Below are 16921 nucleotides of genomic sequence, written 5' to 3'. Positions count from 1 at the left end.
CGCACGACGGCCCGTTGGCCGCTCGCCTTGGAAGGGAAGCCGTACGATGTTGTGGACGATTGCCGTAATCCTGCTGATCCTCTGGCTGCTGGGCTTCTCGCTCCACATCGCCGGTGGTCTCATCCACATCCTGCTGGTCGTCGCGATCATCGTCGGCCTGATCCAGCTCTTCACCGGCCGCAAGGCCCTCTGACCCCCCGGCGACGGCCTCCCGGGAGGGGGCCGTCGCCGTCCTAATCAATGCACGAAGCGCGCGACCACGTCGCGATAGCTGCGGCTGACCTTCACGCTGGCGCCCGAGTTGAGCACCAGGAAGCATTCGCCATTCGTGTGCGGCTTGACCTGCTTGACGAGATCGAGATTGACGATCGTCGACCGGTGCACCCGCTGGAAGCGCCGCGGATCGAGCCGCTTCTCCAGATCCTTCATCGTCTCGCGCAGGATCAGCGTGTTGTCGCCGGTGTAGATGCACATATAATCGCCCGCCGCGTCGATCCGCTCGATCGTATCGACGTCGACGCGGAAGATCTGGCCGCGATCCTTGATGTTGATCAGCTTTTCGAAGCGATTGGCGCTGACCGCGTCGCCGCCCTCGACCATATCGGCCGCCGCCTCGGGGGCATGCTCGGCGAGCACCTCCTTGAGCTTCTCGACCTCCTCGACGCCGCGCTTCTCGGACAGGCGCTGCCGCACCCGCTCGATCGTATCGGCGAGCCGCGCCTCCTCGACCGGCTTCATCAGATAGTCGACCGCCTGCGCCTCGAACGCGCGCAGCGCATGGTCCGAATAAGCGGTGACGAAGACGAACAACGGCGGTTCGACCTCCATCAGCCCCTGCACCACCGAAAACCCGTCGAAACCCGGCATCTGGATATCGAGGAAGACGAGGTCGGGCTTGTGCGTCTTGATCGCGCGGATCGCCTCGCGGCCGTTGGAGCATTTCTCGATGATCTCGATATCATCATGCGCCTGGAGCCGGAGCTCCAATCCCTGGATCGCGAGCGGTTCGTCGTCCACCAGGATGGTTCTGATCGTCATGCGGCCTCTCTACTCAGATCGTCGAGCTGGAAGGGAATTTCGATCTCCACCGAAAAGCCTCCAGCCGGCGCGGTACGCGTCTCGAAGCGGTGGTCCGGGCCATAGGCCTGGATCAGCCGCTCCCTAATATTGGGGAGACCCACGCCGGTTGAAAGGCTTGGCATCACACGGCCGTCGAGCAAACCCGGTCCGGTGTCGGATACGCCGATCTGCACGCGATCCCCGGCGAGCCGCACGCGAACGCAGATTTCGGCGCCTTCCTCCTGCGTGCTGACCGCATATTTGATCGCATTCTCGACCAGCGGCTGGAGCAGCAGCGACGGCAGCCGCGCGCGTTCGGCCGCCTGATCGATCTCGAACACCGGCCGCAGCCGCTCCTCGAACCGCATCTTCTCGATCTCGAGATAGAGTTTCAGCGTCTCGACCTCTTGCGCGACGGTGACGTGCGCGGTCGGCTCGTTGGCGAGCGTGTAGCGCAGGAACGACGACAGCCGGCTCAGCATCGCATTCGCCCGCTCGGTCTGCTTGAGCAGCACCAGTGTCGAGATCGAGTTGAGCGTGTTGAACAGGAAATGCGGGTTGAGCTGGTAGCGCAGCATCGCGAGCTGCGCCGATGACGCCTGATTCTCGAGATGCTGCATCTCGTCGATCTGCTGCTCGACGATCAGATAGAAATTGATCCCGAAATACAGCGCCGACCATCCCGCCATCACCGTGAAGGCAACGTAGAAGGAGACGAGCAGTCGCGGCAGCGTCACGCCGGGCTGGCCGTTCTGGATCAGCGACCAGGTGAAAGCGTCGAGAAAGGCGAAGAACAAGGTTGCCGCGGCGAAGGCGAGGACGGTCAGCAACAGCCCCGGCGCGCGCGCCAGCCCACGGAAATAGCCGTAGAAGGTCGAGAGCAGCAGCGTGACGCAATAACCGACGATCGCCTCGACGATCACCGGGATGATCGCGTCGAGCGACAGGTTGGTCAGCGTCGAGGCGCCGCGGAGCAGCAGGTAGCCGGTCCAGCCGACCGCCTGCAACGTCCAGAAGGCGCGGCTTTTGTTCTCGAAGAACGGACGCACGTTGAGCGCCGGGCGGGATGGGGCGGGAAGGGTCGCCATGTCGGGGCGTCTCTACACGGGTGACGCCGACGGTGCAAAAAAGAAGGGCCGCCGCTCCCGAGAAGAGCGGCGGCCCAAGACGTTACTAGTCGGGATAGGGGATCAAAATGCCGTGTTGATCGACATGATGAAAGCGCGTGGGCTGCCGATCTGAACGAACGGGATGGTGTTATTGACCGAAAGGGTCGAACCGCCCGTGAAGCCGCCAACGTAGAATTTGTTGAAGGCGTTGACGACGTTAAGCTGCAAATACGTCTTGTTGTTGCCGCCGATGCCGATCCAATCAAGCGCCAGACGCGCGTCAAAGTCGACGACCGTATAGCCCTTGGCATAAGAATCCCAAGTCTGGACCAAGATGCCGCGCGTGCCGGTGTACGTCGCAGGCACGTCGTTCACCGTGGGGCAAACGGTATTCACGAGTGCGACCGTGCAGCCGAAGTTGCCGAGGTTTTGGTCGTTAACGTAACGGCGGCCAGTGCGCTTGGCCTGTGCGCCGAGTTCGAGGGGCCCCAGCGTCGCCTGGATACGACCGCCGAACGTGTATACGGGCGCACCGGATTCACGCTTACCTGCGGTTTGGGCGAGGATGGGCGCACCCGCGACGGTGCAGTTATTGGTCGTATTCGCTGCGGTCAGCGTCGTCGGGCAGCGGCCGATCTCGACGTCGTTCTTGATCTCCGACTTCAGGTAGGAGCCGTAAACGTAGAACAGCAGCTCGTTGATCGGACGATAGGAAATGTTGCCGTCGATACCATACTTATCGACGCGTCCAAGGTTGCGGTAGATCGTCTGCTGGGTGTCGATGTCGTAGGAGCTTGCCAGACGATTCTGGAAGCGCGTGTACCAAGGGCCAACCGAAGCCTGGATGCGGCTGCTCGCATAACGAAGGCCCGCATCGAAATTGTCGGTAATCTCAGGCGTCGGGTTCGCGGCGTTGGTGTTCTGCGGATAATAGAATGCCTGATACAGGTTGTCCGTGCCCGGGACCTGAATGCCCTTCGAGTAATTGCCGAAGATGGAGAAGGCATTGCTGATTTCGTACGTCAGACCGCCCGCCGGTAGGATGCGATCATATTTGTAGACGCGGTTCTGCGGCGCCGCGAAGCCAGTTATCGTCGGGGCGGTTGCGGTGCCACCAACGACATAGGGGTTGGCCGTCGCATACGCCGTGTTCTGTCCCGGAGTGGCCAAACAGTCGACATTGCCGCCCGCCGAGGTCGAGAAGCAATAATTGGTTAGATCGCGCTTGAACCATTTGCCGGTCACCGACGCTTCGACGCGCAGCTTGCTGTCAAAGAAATTACCGATGTATTGCGCAAAGCCCTGGTTCAGGATCGCCTTCGAAAAGCGGTTGCGCTTCTGCACGATGCCACCGTTGGTGGCTGCAAGCCCGTTATTGCTCGGGAAGACGTCGAACGGAATGCCGTTCGCCTGAAGGTAGCCGAGCTCGCCAGTCTGGCGATGGCGGCCGTAATCGAGCGTGTAGCCGACACGCAAGCTCTGCGTGTCCGAAAAGTCGTAACGCAGCGATGCGATGACGCCATAGCGGTTGGTCACCGTCTGGCTGGGCGCAAGCAGCGTGATCTGATCGAGCACGTCACCATCGCCGTTCAGGTCACGCCCGAAATAATACTGGCCGCCGATGAAACCGTATTGCGGCGTGCTGATCGCCGGCAGCGTGGACGTCGCCGCGCGGGTGTAGCCGCTTTCACGTGCCGTGACCGTGCCGCCGCCGTTCGCCTTGGTGTATTGATACGACGGATCGACAAAGAGCGTCAGCTTGTCGTTTAGCGTGAATCGTGAGTTGACGCGGATGTTGGCCGTGTTCGAAGGGTTGTAGCGCTCGTCGAAGGTGGTGCCGCAGCCGCTGCCGTTGTTGGACGCGCCGGGCACGTTGACGATCGCCGGCGTGTCGGCGACACCAGCCTGCGGCTGGTCGATCTGGCAGCGACCCACCGAATACGGCAATTCGTCGCGGCTGTTCGGGAAGCGGCTAAGGTTGCTCGTTCCTGCAACGCGGGTCGCGCCGGTGACGAGAACAGGGGCGGCGGCATTGGCACCGGTGCCGCCCGTCGAGGTGAAGACGTTCGTATCATAGCGCAGCGGTGCCGAGCCGAAGAAGTTGTTGCGATTCTGATTGTAGTGGCCGGCAACGGAGATGAAGTCCTTGCCGCTGCCGATAGGCTGATAGACCTTCGCGTTATACTGCTGCTTGTTGATCTTGCCGAAATTGTTGAACACGACGTCGTTGGTCGCGCTCGAGCCCGAGAACCATGCCTTGGTGCCGAACGGGGTGAAGACGCCCGTGTTGACCAAGCCGAACACGCGGAAGAAGCTGTAATCGCCGATCGAGCCGACCATCCGGGCGCCGAGATCGTCGGTCGGGATCAGCGTGCGATAGTTCACCGTCGAACCTGATGCCGAGGCGGTCGGCGAGTCCGGGTCGGTCGATCCGAGATTGACATTGACCTGCTCGATGAGCTCGGGGTCGAGCTGCTGGTTGGAATAGATCGCGTAGTTACCGGTATCGTTGAGGGGAATACCGTCGAACGTCTGGCTGATGCGGCTGCCGTCGAACCCGCGAATGGTGAGCGTGCCGCCTGCTGAGCCGAAAGGATCGTTGTTCTGGAAGCTGACGCCGGGCAGCTGGTTGATGATGTCGTTCACCGTCTGGCCAGGCGTCTGGTGCGAGATGAAGGTCTGATTGAGAACCTGCTTGTTCTTCGCCGTGTTGGGGATGTCGACGCCGCCGACACCGGCCTCCCGCGCGCCGGTCACGACGATGTCAGTGCCCACGTTGTCTGCTTCGGACGATCCTGTCGACTGAGCGGAGGCTGCGGCTGGAATCATGAGCGCGGCCAAGGCCACGCCGCAAGCGAATGTCGTGCGCATCGAATAAGTCCCCTTTGAGCGTCTGCTCGGAATCGCGGCCGGCTGTTTGCCGTTGCCGCGGCCCTTGGGTGCCTAATATTGCGAGTTCGTGACATTCGCGAGCCTGACGATGGTGCTGCGATGCTTCGATATTTTGCGTTGCAAAAAAGCCACGCCGGTGGCGATCAGATCATGCCGGTTCGGCCACGATTTCAGCCCATTGCGCCTCGCTGATCACCGTCACGCCGAGGTCGCTCGCCTTCTTGAGCTTGGACCCCGCATCCGCGCCCGCGACGACCAGATCGGTCTTGGCCGACACCGATCCCGAGACGCGCGCGCCCAGCGCCTCGGCCTGTGCCTTCGCCTCGTCACGCGACAGGGTTTCGAGTTTGCCGGTGAACACCACGGTCTTGCCGCTCACCTGCGACGCGCGCGTTTCCCACACCAATTCGGACGGGCGCACTTCGCGCAACAGGTCGAAGACGACATCGCGGTTGTGGCGCTCGGCGCAGAATCCGATCAGCGCGCCGGCGACCTCGGGACCGATCCCCGGCGTCTCGATCGCCGCGACGAGCAACCGGTCGCGGCGCAGGACGAACTTGCGTTCGGTCTCGCCGATGACCGGCTCGATCCGATGGTGGAGGAACACCGCGTGGCGCAGCATCGCGCCGAGCGCGCGGATCGAGCGATAGCGGCGGGCGAGGTCGCGGGCGGTGATCTCGCCGACGTGGCGGATGCCGAGCGCGAACAGGAAACGGTCGAGCGCAATCTCGCGCCGCGCGGCGATCGCCGCGACCAGATTGGCCGCCCACGTCCGCCCATCCTTTTTGCGCGCGGCGAGCTGGTCCTCGGTGAGACGGAAGATGTCGGCGGGCGACTGGATCAGGCCGTCGGTGAAGAAGGCCTCGATCAACGTTGCGCCGAGCCCGGTGATGTCGAAGGCGTGGCGCGAGACGAAGTGGATCAGCCGCTCGACCCGCTGCGCCGGGCAGATCAGCCCGCCGGTGCAGCGATAGACGACCTCGCCCTCGTCGCGCTCGACGGTCGATCCGCAATCGGGGCAGCTGCGCGGGAAGGGCCAGGCGGGGCGGTCCGCCTCCGGCGTGAGGTTGCGGACGATCTGCGGGATGACGTCGCCGGCGCGCTGGACGACGACGCGGTCGCCCTCGCGCACGCCGAGCCGCTCGATCTCGTCGGCATTGTGCAGCGTCGCATTGGTCACGACCACACCGCCAACGGTGACCGGCGCGAGCCGCGCGACGGGGGTCAGCGCACCGGTGCGGCCGACCTGGATGTCGATCCGTTCCAGCGTGGTCTGCGCCTGTTCGGCGGGGAATTTGTGCGCGATCGCCCAGCGCGGCACGCGGCCGACGACGCCGAGCCGCTCCTGCCAGTCGAGCCGGTCGAGCTTGTAGACGACGCCGTCGATGTCGAACGGCAGATCGGCGCGCTGCGCCTCGATCCCCGCATAGGTACGCAAGACGTCGGCCGCATCGCCCGCGGCGGCGATATTGGGGGTCAGCGGCGTGATCAGATCGTCGTCCGCGACGCGAAAGCCCCAGTTGCGGACATGCTGGACCATCGCCGACTGCGTCGTCTCGGGCAATGTGTCGTGATCGCCCCAGCCCCAGGCGAAGAAGCGCAGCGGCCGGGTGGCGGTGACGCGCGCGTCCTTCTGGCGCAGCGAGCCGGCGGCGGCGTTGCGCGGATTGGCGAATTGGCGCGCCTTGTCGGGGTCCTCGGCCTCGTCGAGCAGGCGCCGGTTGAGCGCGGTGAAATCGGCCTTCGCCATATAGACCTCGCCGCGGACCTCGAACACCGCCGGGGCGTCGGCGGGGAGGCGTTGCGGGATGTCGGCGATATGGCGGACGTTGGCGGTGACGTCCTCGCCGATCCGGCCGTCGCCGCGGGTCAGGGCCTGTTCGAGCACGCCGTCGACATAGCGCAGCGAGCACGACAGGCCGTCGATCTTGGGCTCGGCGGTGAGCAGGACCGGCTCGTCGGCGTCGAGCCGCAGGAAGCGCCGGATACGCGCGACGAATTCGACGACGTCTTCCTCGCTGAACGCATTGTCGAGGCTGGTCATCGGCCGGGCATGCGGCGCCTTGGCCAGATGCGCGGCGGGGGCGGCGCCGACCTGCCGGTTCGGCGAATCGGCACGGACCAGCTCCGGGAAGGCCGCTTCGATCGCGGCGTTGCGCCGGACCAGCGCGTCATAGGCGGCGTCGGAGATCTCGGGCGCATCCTCGGTGTGATAGCGCTGGTTGTGATGGGCGATCTCGGCCGCGAGTGTTTCGAGCTCGGCGGCGGCATCCGGCGCGGTCTTGGGCAGGTCGGTCATGGCAGCGGGGTAGGGGAGCAAGGGCCGGTCGGGCAAGGCTCGCCGCGACGGGCAGACCCCGTCATCGAGTATCTTGCTGTAAAACCGCAATAATCTTCCTCGATCGATGAACTATCGGGGCGTGCGGGAGCTTTTCCTACGAACGCCTTCCGGAGCCCTGCCATGACCGATCAGACCAACCGCCGCGACCTGTTCAAGGGTGCCGCCGTCGTCGGCGCCGCTGCCGTCGCCGGATCGGCGATCGCGCAGACCGGCCCCGCCGCGGCGCCGGCCGACCCGCGGACGAAGTTCACCAACCAGCCTTTCCCCGAACAGAAGCAGAAATGGCCGGCGTTGCAGCGCGAGATGAAGCCGGTGCCCGACTGCGGCGAAGCGAGCTACCGCGGCTCGGGCAAGCTGGCCGGGCGCAAGGCGCTCGTCACCGGCGGCGATTCGGGCATCGGCCGCGCCGCGGCGATCGCCTTCGCGCGCGAGGGTGCCGACGTCGCGATCAACTATTTCCCGACCGAGGAACCCGATGCGCAGGACGTCGCACGACTGTTGCGGGCGGAGGGGCGCAAGGTCGTGCTGATCCCCGGCGACCTGACCGACGAAAAATTCTGCCGAGACCTCATCGCCCGCGCCAATCGCGAGCTGGGCGGGATCGACATCCTCGTCAACAACGCCGCCTATCAGCAATCGAAGCAATCGATCGCCGAGATCACCGCCGAGCAATTCGACCGGACGATGAAGACCAACGTCTATGCGATGTTCCACCTCAGCAAGGCGGCGATCCCGCTGATGAAGCCGGGTGCGGCGATCATCAACACCGGCTCGGTCAATTCGGTCGCGCCCGAGGAGGAGTTGCTCGATTACGCCTCGACCAAGGGGGCGATCTTGATCTTCACCAAGGCGCTCGCCAAGCAGCTCGGCAAACAGGGTATCCGCGTCAACATGGTGGCACCCGGACCGATCTGGACGCCGTTGCAGGTTGCTGGCGGGCAATTGCCCGGCAAGATGCACGAATTCGGGCAGGATACGCCGATGGGGCGGGCGGGGCAGCCGGCGGAGCTCGCCGGCCTCTACGTGGCGCTGGCGGATAGCGGCAACAGCTTCACGACGGGCAGCGCGTTCGGCGCCAATGGCGGCACGGGCGCGATCTGACCGGTAGCGCGGGGCCGATTCGCCGGCCCCGCGGTCAGGCCGTTTCGAGCAGCCGTTCCGCCTGTGCGCGCGCCTCGTCGGTGACGGTCGCGCCCGACAGCATCCGCGCGATCTCCTCGCGCCGTTCCGCCTCGTCGAGTACGCGGACGCCGGTACGCGTCACTATGCCGTCGTGGCTCTTGGCGATCAGCAGATGCTCGGCGCCACGCGCGGCGACCTGCGGTGAGTGGGTGACGACCAGCAATTGGGTATGTTCGGCGAGCCGCTCCAGCCGCTCGCCGATCGCGCTCGCGACAGCGCCGCCGACGCCGCGGTCGATCTCGTCGAAGATCATCGTCGCCGCGCCGCCTTCCTCCGCCAGCGCGACCTTGAGCGCGAGGATGAAGCGCGACAGCTCGCCCCCCGAGGCGATCTTGGCGAGCGGCGCGAAGGGCGCGCCCGGGTTGGTCGCGATCTCGAACTCGACCCGATCCTTGCCATGCGACGACCAGCCGTCCGGCGCATGCGTGACGACGACGGTGCGGAAGCGCGCCGCGTCGAGCTTCAACGGCGCCAGCTCGCCGGCCACCGCCACGTCGAGCCGTTCGGCGGCGGCATGGCGGCGCCGGGACAGGATGTCGGCGGCGGCGTCGTAATCGGCCCGTGCCGCGGCGACGGCGGTCTCCAGCACGGCGATGCCGTCCTCGCCGGCTTCGAGCCGTTCCAGCTTGGTTTGAAGATCCTCGGTCAGCGCGGCGAGTTCGTCGGGTTGGACGCGATGCTTGCGCGCCATGCCACGCAGCTCGAACAGGCGTGCCTCGTCCTCCTCCAGCGCGCGCGGGTCGAAGGCGAGGTCGCGTCGCGCCTCGGCCAATTGCTCTTCGGCGACCGTCGCCTCGATCACCGCGCGGTCGATCGCGGCGAGCGCCTCGCCCAGCGCGGCATGATCCTCGGCGATCCGTTCGAGGACGCGTGCCGCCTGGCGGAGCTGCGCGAGGCCGCCGTTCGATCCTTCGAGATAGTCGTCGATCGCGGCAAGCTCGTCGGCGATCTTCTCGGCGCGCTGCATCCCGCGCCGCTTGTCGGCCAGTGCTTCTTCCTCGCCGGGCTCGGCGGCCAGCGTGGTGAGTTCGCCGACCGCATGTTCCAGCCATTCGCGATCCCGCGCCGCGGTCTCGATCTCGGCACGCGCGGCGGCCAGCTTGGTTTCCGCCGCGCGCAGCGTCGTCCAGGCGCGCGCTGTATCGCCCGGATCGACCCGGCCGAATGCGTCGAGCAGGGCGCGATGGCCGCGCGGATTGAGCAGGCCACGATCGTCGTGCTGGCCGTGGATCTCGACGAGCATCGGCGCCATCTCGCGGAGCAGCGCAGCGCCGGCGGGCTGGTTGTTGACGAAGCCGCGGCTGCCGCCGTCGGCCTTGACGATGCGGCGCACCAGCAACGGCTCTCCCGGCTCGATCTCCACGCCATTGTCGTCGAGCAACGCGGCAAGCGGGCCGTTCGGCGGATCGAAGGTCGCGGTGACGACCGCCTGGGTCGCGCCATGACGGACGAGACCCGTCTCGCCCCGGCCGCCGAGCGCCAGCCCCAGGGCATCGAGCAGGATCGACTTGCCCGCCCCGGTCTCGCCGGTGAGCACGTCGAGCCCGTGCCCGAATTCCAGGTCGAGCGCCTCGATCAGCACCACATCGCGAATGGACAGCGCGGTCAGCATCGCGGTCGATATAGCGCGGCGTTACCGGGATGTTGATCCCTAAACGTTCCGGTCCGTCACGAAAGTGTCGGCCGGCGCGCCGCGATCCATCAGCTCGTCGGCGTCTCGGTGCTCGGTACCGGCCCGCCGGTGGTGCCGCCGGTCGTCCCGACCGGGGTGGGCGCACCGGGGGCCTCGGCCTTGGGCGTCGCGGTGCCCGATTCGCCGGGCAGCGTCTGTGCCTTCGCACCAGGCGTGCCGGCCGGGATGATCGGCTGCCCCGCCGGGATCGGCGCAACGGGCTTGACCGGATGCTTCTGCATCAACTCGTAAGCGTGATTGTACCAGTCGCTTCCCGGATAATTGGCGCCGAGCACCGCGGTCGCCTTCTGCGCCTCGTCGGGCAGGCCGACGGCGAGATAGCTCTCGGTCAGCCGCATCAGCGCTTCGGGCGTGTGCGTGGTCGTCTGGAACTTGTCGATCACGGTGCGGAACCGCAGCGTCGCGGCGAGCCACTGGCCGCGCGTTTCGTAGAAGCGGCCGACTTCCATCTCCTTGCCGGCAAGGTGATCGTTGACGAGGTCGATCTTCAGCCGGGCGTCGGAAGCATAGCGCGTGTTGGGATAGCGGCGGGTCAGTTCGCCGAGCGCGTCGAGCGCCTGGCGGGTGATCTTCTGGTCACGCGTGACGTCGCGGATCTGCTCGTAATAGCTCAGCGCGACGAGGTAATAGGCATAAGGGGCGTCGCGGTTGCCGGGATGGACCGACAGGAAGCGCTGCGCCGACTGGATGCTCTGCGTGTAATCCTTGTTCAGATAATAACTGAACGCGCTCATCAGCTGCGCGCGGCGCGCCCAGATCGAATAGGGATGCTGGCGCTCGACCTCGTCGAACAGCACCGCCGCTTCCTTGTAGCGCCCTTGATCGAGCCGCTTGCGCGCGGTCGAATAGAGCGTGCCGACGTCGCGCGCGACATAGGGCAGGTCGGACTTCGCACGATTGCGGGCGCAGCCCGCGACGGGAAGCGCGAGGACGGCGATCAGCGCTGCGGCAAGCGCCTTGGACTGGGGGATACGCATCGGCTAAGGCTCTTAGCGTAAGGCCGCCCGTGCGAACAATCCCCCCTGTCGCACGTTGGCGCCGAGTTGATACGATCACGAAAGGACCCGCATGCCTGCTACCCTGCTCCACACCCATCGCGTCGAAAAGCCATGGGGCCGGCATGATCTGGGCTTCGGGTTCGAGGATGCGCCCGCCGACGGCGAGCCGATCGGCGAAATCTGGTTCCAGGAGCCGGGTGACACGTCCCCCGACCTGCTCATCAAATATCTGTTCACCGGCCAGAAACTGTCGGTGCAGGTCCATCCCGACGACGAGCAGGCGCATGCCCGCGGCCTGCCGCGCGGCAAAGACGAATGCTGGACGATCCTGGCGGCGCGTCCCGATTCGACGATCGCGCTCGGCCCCAAGGCGCCGATCTCTGCCGAGCAGCTGCGCACCGACGCGCAGGACGGTTCGATCGAGGACGATCTCGACTGGGTGCCGGTCAAGGCGGGCGATTTCTATTATGCGCCATCAGGCACGATCCACGCGATCGGCGGCGGGCTGACGCTGATCGAGGTGCAGCAGAATAGCGAGACCACCTATCGCCTGTACGATTATGGCAGCGACCGCGAATTGCACCTCGATGACGGCGTAGCGGTGGCGCATTTGACCCCCTATCAGCCGATCACCTCGCCGGGCACGGCCGGGGAGGGGCGGACGATCCTCGTCGAGGGGCCGAAATTCGTCCTCGAACGCTGGTCCGCCGGCAGCCATGACGTCGCCTTGGCCGAAGGGCAGACGGGCTGGCTGGTGCCGATCAGCGGCTCGGGCGAGGTCGCCGGTACCGCCTTCAAGGCGGGCGAATGCCTCACCGTCAGCGGCAGCGAGACGATCACCACCAGCGCCGACGCCGACCTGCTGTTCGCCTATCCGGGCACCCGGCGCATCTGACCGGACGGGTCGGGAGAAAGCTTTAACTTCGAGTGGTTAGTACGCGGGTTATGCTCCGCGTACTGACGCTCTCGACCTTGTTTCCGGACGCTACCCGACCGAACTTCGGGATATTCGTCGAACGGCAGACGCGTGGCCTCGCCACTGCCGAGGATGTCGAGGTTCGCGTCGTCGCGCCGATCGGCCTGCCGCCCGGTCCGCTGGCGCTGATCCATCATGCCGACAAGCTGACGCTGCCCTTGCACGAGATATGGCACGGGTTGCCCGTCCATCGGCCGCGTTTCACCTCGATCCCCGGCGTCGGCGGGCGTTGGCACGCACACCATCTGGTCCGCGCGCTCGTGCCGCTGCTCGACGACATCCGCACCGACTTCGCCTTTGATGTCATCGACGCCTCCTTCTTCTTTCCGGACGGCCCGGCCGCGGTGGCATTGGGCGAGCGCTATGGCGTGCCGGTGTCGATCAAGGCGCGCGGCGCCGATATCCACCATTGGGGCACCAGCGGCCCGACCGCCGCGCAGGTCATCGCCGCCTCGCACGGCGCCGACGGCCTGCTCGCGGTCAGCGCCGCCATGCGGACGGACATGGCGGCGCTCGGCATGCCGGAGGAGCGTATCCGCGTTCATCTCACCGGTGTGGATCTGGCACGGTTCCGGCCGGTCGCGGACCGCCCGGCCGCGAGGACGGCGCTGGGGCTGACGGGGCCGCTGGTGCTGTCACTCGGCGCGCTGATTTCACGCAAGGGCCACGATCTGGTGCTCCGGGCCGTGGCGGCCTTGCCGGGAGTCGCATTGGCGATTGCAGGCGATGGACCGGAGCGCGCGCGGCTGCTGGCTCTGGCCGACGAATTGGGATGTGCGGATCGCCTGCACCTGCTCGGTGCGGTGCCGCACGGCGAACTTCCGGCGATCTGTGCGGCGGCGGACGTCATGGCGCTGGCCTCCACGTCCGAGGGGCTGGCCAACGCATGGCTGGAGGCGCTCGCCTGCGGGACGCCGATCGTCATCTCCGATGCGGGTGGTGCACGCGAGGTCGTGGCCTCACGCGCCGCCGGGCGCATCGCGCACCGCGATCCGGCATCGTTCGCCGTGGCGATTGCCGACCTGCTCGCGGCGCCGCCGGAGCCGGAGGCGGTGCGCGCCACCGCGTCGGCCTTCACCTGGGAGGCGAATACCGCCGCCTTGGTCGATCATCTACGCGGGCTCGTTCGCCACGGCCGGCGCAGGACGATCCGGACGCGTCAGGCGTCGAGCGGGTAGAGCGCCGCACCGATCACGCGCCCCTCGCCACGCAGCACGCCCCAGGCGCGCGCGGCGGCACGGCTATCCATCGCCTCGACGCCGATCCCGCGATCCTCGAGCGCGCTGACCAGCGCGACCGGCGGCCGCACCAACGTCGCCCCGGTGCCGATCAGGATGAACTCCGGATCGGCGTCGATCAGCAACTGCAACGCATCCTCGCCGAGCACCGAAAGCGCCGGCGGGGTCCATTCGACCGCCGTCTCATGCGTCATCAACAGAGCGCGTGCCACATGCTCGTCGTCGATACGAAACCCACTACCGACGAAGCCGCGGACGATCGGGCCGCCGGTCTGCGCGTCTGCCTGCATCCGCATCGCCTCAGCCCTCGCGCGGGCCGACGCGCTCCGCATTGTCGGCGACGCCGCGGGTCGGCTTGTCGCCGCCGGTCGGCTCGGCACGAAGACCGAGCGTGATGAGCAGCGACGACGACACGTAGATCGACGAATAGGTACCGACGACGATGCCGAGGATCATCGCGGCGGTGAAGCCGCGCAGCACGTGGCCGCCGAGCAGCAGCATTGCGACGAGCGCGAGCAGGATCGTCACCGAGGTCATAACGGTGCGCGGCAGCGTTTCGTTGACCGACAGGTTGATGATCTCGCGCATGTCCATCTTGCGATAGCGGCGCATGTTCTCGCGGATGCGATCGTCGATGACGATCTTGTCGTTGATCGAATAGCCGATGATGGTCAGCACCGCGGCGATGATGTTGAGGTCGAACTCGAACCGCGACAGGGCGAAGAAGCCGACCGTCATTAGCAGATCGTGGACGATCGCGACGATGGTGGAAACGCCGAACTGCCATTCGAAGCGCAGGATCGCGAACAGGCCGATGCCGAGCACCGCGAGCACGACGGCAAGCACGCCGTTGCGGATCAGCTCGCCGGACACCTTGCCGGACACGGTCGAATAACGGCTGAACGTCGCCCCGGGGAAGGCGCGTGCCAGCGCGGTTTCCACCTTCTTCACGACGGCGTTGGTCGCACCTTCGTCCGCACCTTCCTGCACGGGCAGGCGGATGATCAGCGTCTGCGGACCGCCCTGCTGCTGCAACGCGGCTTCGCCGACGCCGAGGCCGTCGATCACCGAACGTACCTTGTTCTGATCGGGCGGGCTGGCGAACTTCTCCTCGATCATCAGGCCGCCGACGAAGTCGACGCCGAAGTTGAGGCCTTTGTAGACGGTCAGCCCGACCGCGATCACGCTCAACAGCAGCGTCAGCCCGAAGGCGAGGCCGCGCAGCCGGACGAAGTCGATGTTGGTGTTGTCGGGTACGATTTTCAGGAGGCGCATGTCTTGGCCTTTCGCCTCAGATGTTGATCGTCTTGGGCTTCTCGCGCCGGATCCACTGCGCGACGAGCATGCGCGTGAAGGTGACGGCGGTGAAGACCGAGGTGGCGATGCCGATCAGTAGCACGACCGCGAAGCCCTTCACCGGACCGGAGCCCAGCGCGAACATGATGATGCCCGAAATGGCATGCGTCATATTGGCCTCGAAGATCGTCCGGCTGGCTTCCTTGTAGCCGAGTTCGACCGCCTGGACGACCGAACGTCCCCGCCGGCGTTCCTCGCGGATACGTTCGTTGATGAGCACATTGGCGTCGACCGCCGTGCCGATCGTCAGCACGAAGCCGGCGATGCCCGGCAGCGTCAGCGTGCCGTTGAGCAGCGCCAGCACGCCAAGGATGACGAACACGTTGATGACGACGGCGATGTTCGCATAGAGGCCGAACCGCCCATAGGTCAGGAACATGAAGGCGACGACCAGCGCGACGGCGACCGAGCAGGCGAGGATGCCGGCCCGCACCGAATCCGCGCCGAGGTCGGGGCCGACGGTCGATTCCTCAATGACCTTGAGGTTGATCGCCAGCTTGCCCGAACGCAGCGCGATCGCGAGCTGGTTGGCGCTGTCGACCGTGAACCCGCCATTGATGACCGCCGAGCCGCCGAGGATCGCGGTCTCGATGTTCGGCGCGGTGACGACCTGATTGTCGACGATGATCGCGAACGGCTTGCCGACATTGGCCTGCGTCACGCGCGCGAACCGGTTGCCGCCCGCCGCGTTGAACGTGATCTGGACGTTGGGCTGATTGGTCTGCTGATCGAACGCCTGGCGTGCGTCGGCGAGCTGGTCGCCCGAGATCATCACCGAGCGTTTGACGGCGATGAAGGGCACGCCCGACGGGTTCTTTGGATAGGGCAGGATCTGGCTGCCGATCGGGGCGATGCCCTTGACGAGATCCGCCGGGTTGGTGACCGTCTGATCGACCAGCTTGAATTCGAGCTTGGCGGTCTTGCCGAGAAGGTCCTTCAGCGCCTGCGGATTTTGCAGGCCCGGCACCTGGACGAGGATGCGGTTGTCGCCCTGGCGGACGATGGTCGGTTCGCGCGTGCCGAGGGCGTCGATGCGCTTGCGGACGACGTCGGTGGCGTCTTCCATCGCCGTCTTGATCGCCTGCTGCAGGCCGGCCTGCGTCGGCGAGAGCACGAACCGGCTCGAATCGACGACCTGGATGTCCCATTCGCGCTGGCCAGTCATCCCCGCGCCGCCACCGGTGATGCCGAGCAGCCGCTCGCGCGCAGCATCAACCTGGCTGGGGTCGCGCAGCATGAAGCTGATCTGGTTGTTGCGCGTCGAGACGTCGCCGATGTCGATCCGCGGCGTGCCGTTGCGCATCGTGCCCTGGATCTGTTCGCGCATCGCCTCGATCCGGGTGTTCGCGAGATCCTGCGTATCCGCCTCGAGCATCAGATAGCTGCCGCCCGCAAGGTCGAGACCCTTGTTGATGCGCGGGTGGAACGGCCAGCTGTTGGTGACGGACTCGGGCAGGAAGCTGGGGATCGACAGCGCGCAGAGCAGCGCGAGCACCGCCCAGATCGACGCTACCTTCCAGCGCGGAAAGTCGAGCATCAGTCGTTCGCCGGCTTCGTGTTGAGGCCGGTCACCTCGGCGAGCGTCGCCTTGACGACCCGGATGCGGGTGTTCGGGGCGATCTCGACCTCGACGAACGCATCCTCGACCTTGGTGACCTTGCCCATCACGCCGCCGGCGGTGACGACGCTGTCGCCCTTCTTCACCGCGGCCACCGCCTGCTGCAGCGCCTTCATGCGGGTCTGCTGCGGGCGAATCATCAGGAAGTAAAAGACGATAAAGATGAGAAGCAGCGGCGCGAAGCTGATGAGCGAGGCGTACCCGCCGGCATCAGCGGCGCTGCCGGCGGTCTGGGCATAAGCTGGAGAGATCAACATCGTATCCGTGCATGGCTGATCGGCGGGGGAAATCCTCCGCACAAGATAATCCGCGCGCTAGCATCGGTTAGGGCGGCGCGCAATGTTGCGCCGCTGCAACGGCTCTTCCCGGCGCACCATCGATAAAGGCCGCTTGCATCCCCCGACGGACCCGCCTACAGGCCCCGCTCCGGGATCGATGGCCATGTGCCGACGGTCCCTC

The 16921-nt window shown here is 66.1% G+C and carries 14 protein-coding genes; 4 read left to right on the top strand and 10 right to left on the bottom strand.

Translation table 11 applies throughout. The features are described from left to right. Positions 1-46: 46 nt before the first annotated feature. Positions 47-193, top strand: coding sequence for a lmo0937 family membrane protein (locus MC45_RS19195; RefSeq protein ID WP_137897336.1), 147 nt, complete (start codon positions 47-49; stop codon positions 191-193). Positions 194-237: 44 nt separating this feature from the next. On the opposite strand, the gene MC45_RS03240 is transcribed toward MC45_RS19195, so the two are convergent. From MC45_RS03240 to ligA, 4 genes are all read right to left on the bottom strand, one after another. After that, a complete protein-coding gene (locus MC45_RS03240; RefSeq protein ID WP_038659443.1) occupies positions 238-1038 on the bottom strand; it encodes a LytR/AlgR family response regulator transcription factor in 801 nt (266 codons plus the stop codon). Next, positions 1035-2147 (bottom strand): sensor histidine kinase, encoded by a 1113-nt coding sequence (locus MC45_RS03235; RefSeq protein WP_038659440.1) that lies wholly within the window; start codon positions 2145-2147, stop codon positions 1035-1037. The genes MC45_RS03240 and MC45_RS03235 overlap by 4 nt, the downstream gene beginning before the upstream one ends. Positions 2148-2249: 102 nt before the next feature. Continuing rightward, on the bottom strand, positions 2250-5039 hold the full coding sequence (locus MC45_RS03230; protein ID WP_038659437.1) for a TonB-dependent receptor: 2790 nt from the start codon (positions 5037-5039) through the stop codon (positions 2250-2252). A gap of 169 nt (positions 5040-5208) precedes the next feature. After that, entirely contained in the window at positions 5209-7359 is a 2151-nt protein-coding gene (ligA, locus tag MC45_RS03225; protein WP_038659434.1) for an NAD-dependent DNA ligase LigA, read from the bottom strand. A gap of 162 nt (positions 7360-7521) precedes the next feature. On the opposite strand from ligA, the gene MC45_RS03220 reads away from it, so the two are divergent. Next, the gene (locus MC45_RS03220) at positions 7522-8502 is read left to right on the top strand and encodes an SDR family oxidoreductase (protein ID WP_038659431.1); all 981 of its coding nucleotides are present in this window, start codon (positions 7522-7524) and stop codon (positions 8500-8502) included. Between the two features lie 34 nt (positions 8503-8536). On the opposite strand, the gene recN is transcribed toward MC45_RS03220, so the two are convergent. Both recN and MC45_RS03210 read right to left on the bottom strand, forming a co-directional pair. Then, the gene (gene recN / locus MC45_RS03215; RefSeq protein WP_038659428.1) at positions 8537-10195 is read right to left on the bottom strand and encodes a DNA repair protein RecN; all 1659 of its coding nucleotides are present in this window, start codon (positions 10193-10195) and stop codon (positions 8537-8539) included. 89 nt (positions 10196-10284) lie between these two features. Next, entirely contained in the window at positions 10285-11253 is a 969-nt protein-coding gene (locus tag MC45_RS03210) for an outer membrane protein assembly factor BamD (RefSeq protein ID WP_038659425.1), read from the bottom strand. 91 nt (positions 11254-11344) lie between these two features. Here MC45_RS03210 and MC45_RS03205 point away from each other — a divergent pair, with 91 nt between their 5' ends. After that, positions 11345-12169: a pirin family protein gene (locus tag MC45_RS03205; protein WP_038659422.1), complete on the top strand. Its 825-nt coding sequence runs from the start codon at positions 11345-11347 to the stop codon at positions 12167-12169. Positions 12170-12219: 50 nt separating this feature from the next. Then, positions 12220-13428: a glycosyltransferase gene (locus MC45_RS03200; RefSeq protein WP_038659419.1), complete on the top strand. Its 1209-nt coding sequence runs from the start codon at positions 12220-12222 to the stop codon at positions 13426-13428. Here MC45_RS03200 and MC45_RS03195 read toward each other — a convergent pair. Genes MC45_RS03195 through yajC form a run of 4 tightly spaced genes read right to left on the bottom strand, consistent with a single transcriptional unit; the run spans position 13410 to position 16719 of the window. Beyond that, positions 13410-13778, bottom strand: coding sequence for an Mth938-like domain-containing protein (locus MC45_RS03195; protein WP_038659417.1), 369 nt, complete (start codon positions 13776-13778; stop codon positions 13410-13412). The two genes, MC45_RS03200 and MC45_RS03195, sit on opposite strands and share 19 nt — an antisense overlap. A gap of 10 nt (positions 13779-13788) precedes the next feature. After that, on the bottom strand, positions 13789-14763 hold the full coding sequence (gene secF, locus MC45_RS03190) for a protein translocase subunit SecF (protein WP_038659414.1): 975 nt from the start codon (positions 14761-14763) through the stop codon (positions 13789-13791). A 16-nt stretch (positions 14764-14779) separates the two neighbouring features. Beyond that, complete coding sequence (gene secD / locus MC45_RS03185; RefSeq protein ID WP_038659411.1) at positions 14780-16381, bottom strand: protein translocase subunit SecD; 1602 nt, start codon at positions 16379-16381, stop codon at positions 14780-14782. Next, the gene (yajC, locus tag MC45_RS03180; RefSeq protein ID WP_038659408.1) at positions 16381-16719 is read right to left on the bottom strand and encodes a preprotein translocase subunit YajC; all 339 of its coding nucleotides are present in this window, start codon (positions 16717-16719) and stop codon (positions 16381-16383) included. The genes secD and yajC overlap by 1 nt, the downstream gene beginning before the upstream one ends. Positions 16720-16921 lie beyond the last annotated feature (202 nt).

Origin of the sequence: Sphingomonas taxi (genome assembly GCF_000764535.1) — a bacterium.
GTDB classification, from domain to species: Bacteria; Pseudomonadota; Alphaproteobacteria; order Sphingomonadales; family Sphingomonadaceae; genus Sphingomonas; species Sphingomonas taxi.
This window is presented reverse-complemented; position numbering and strand designations above follow the sequence as displayed.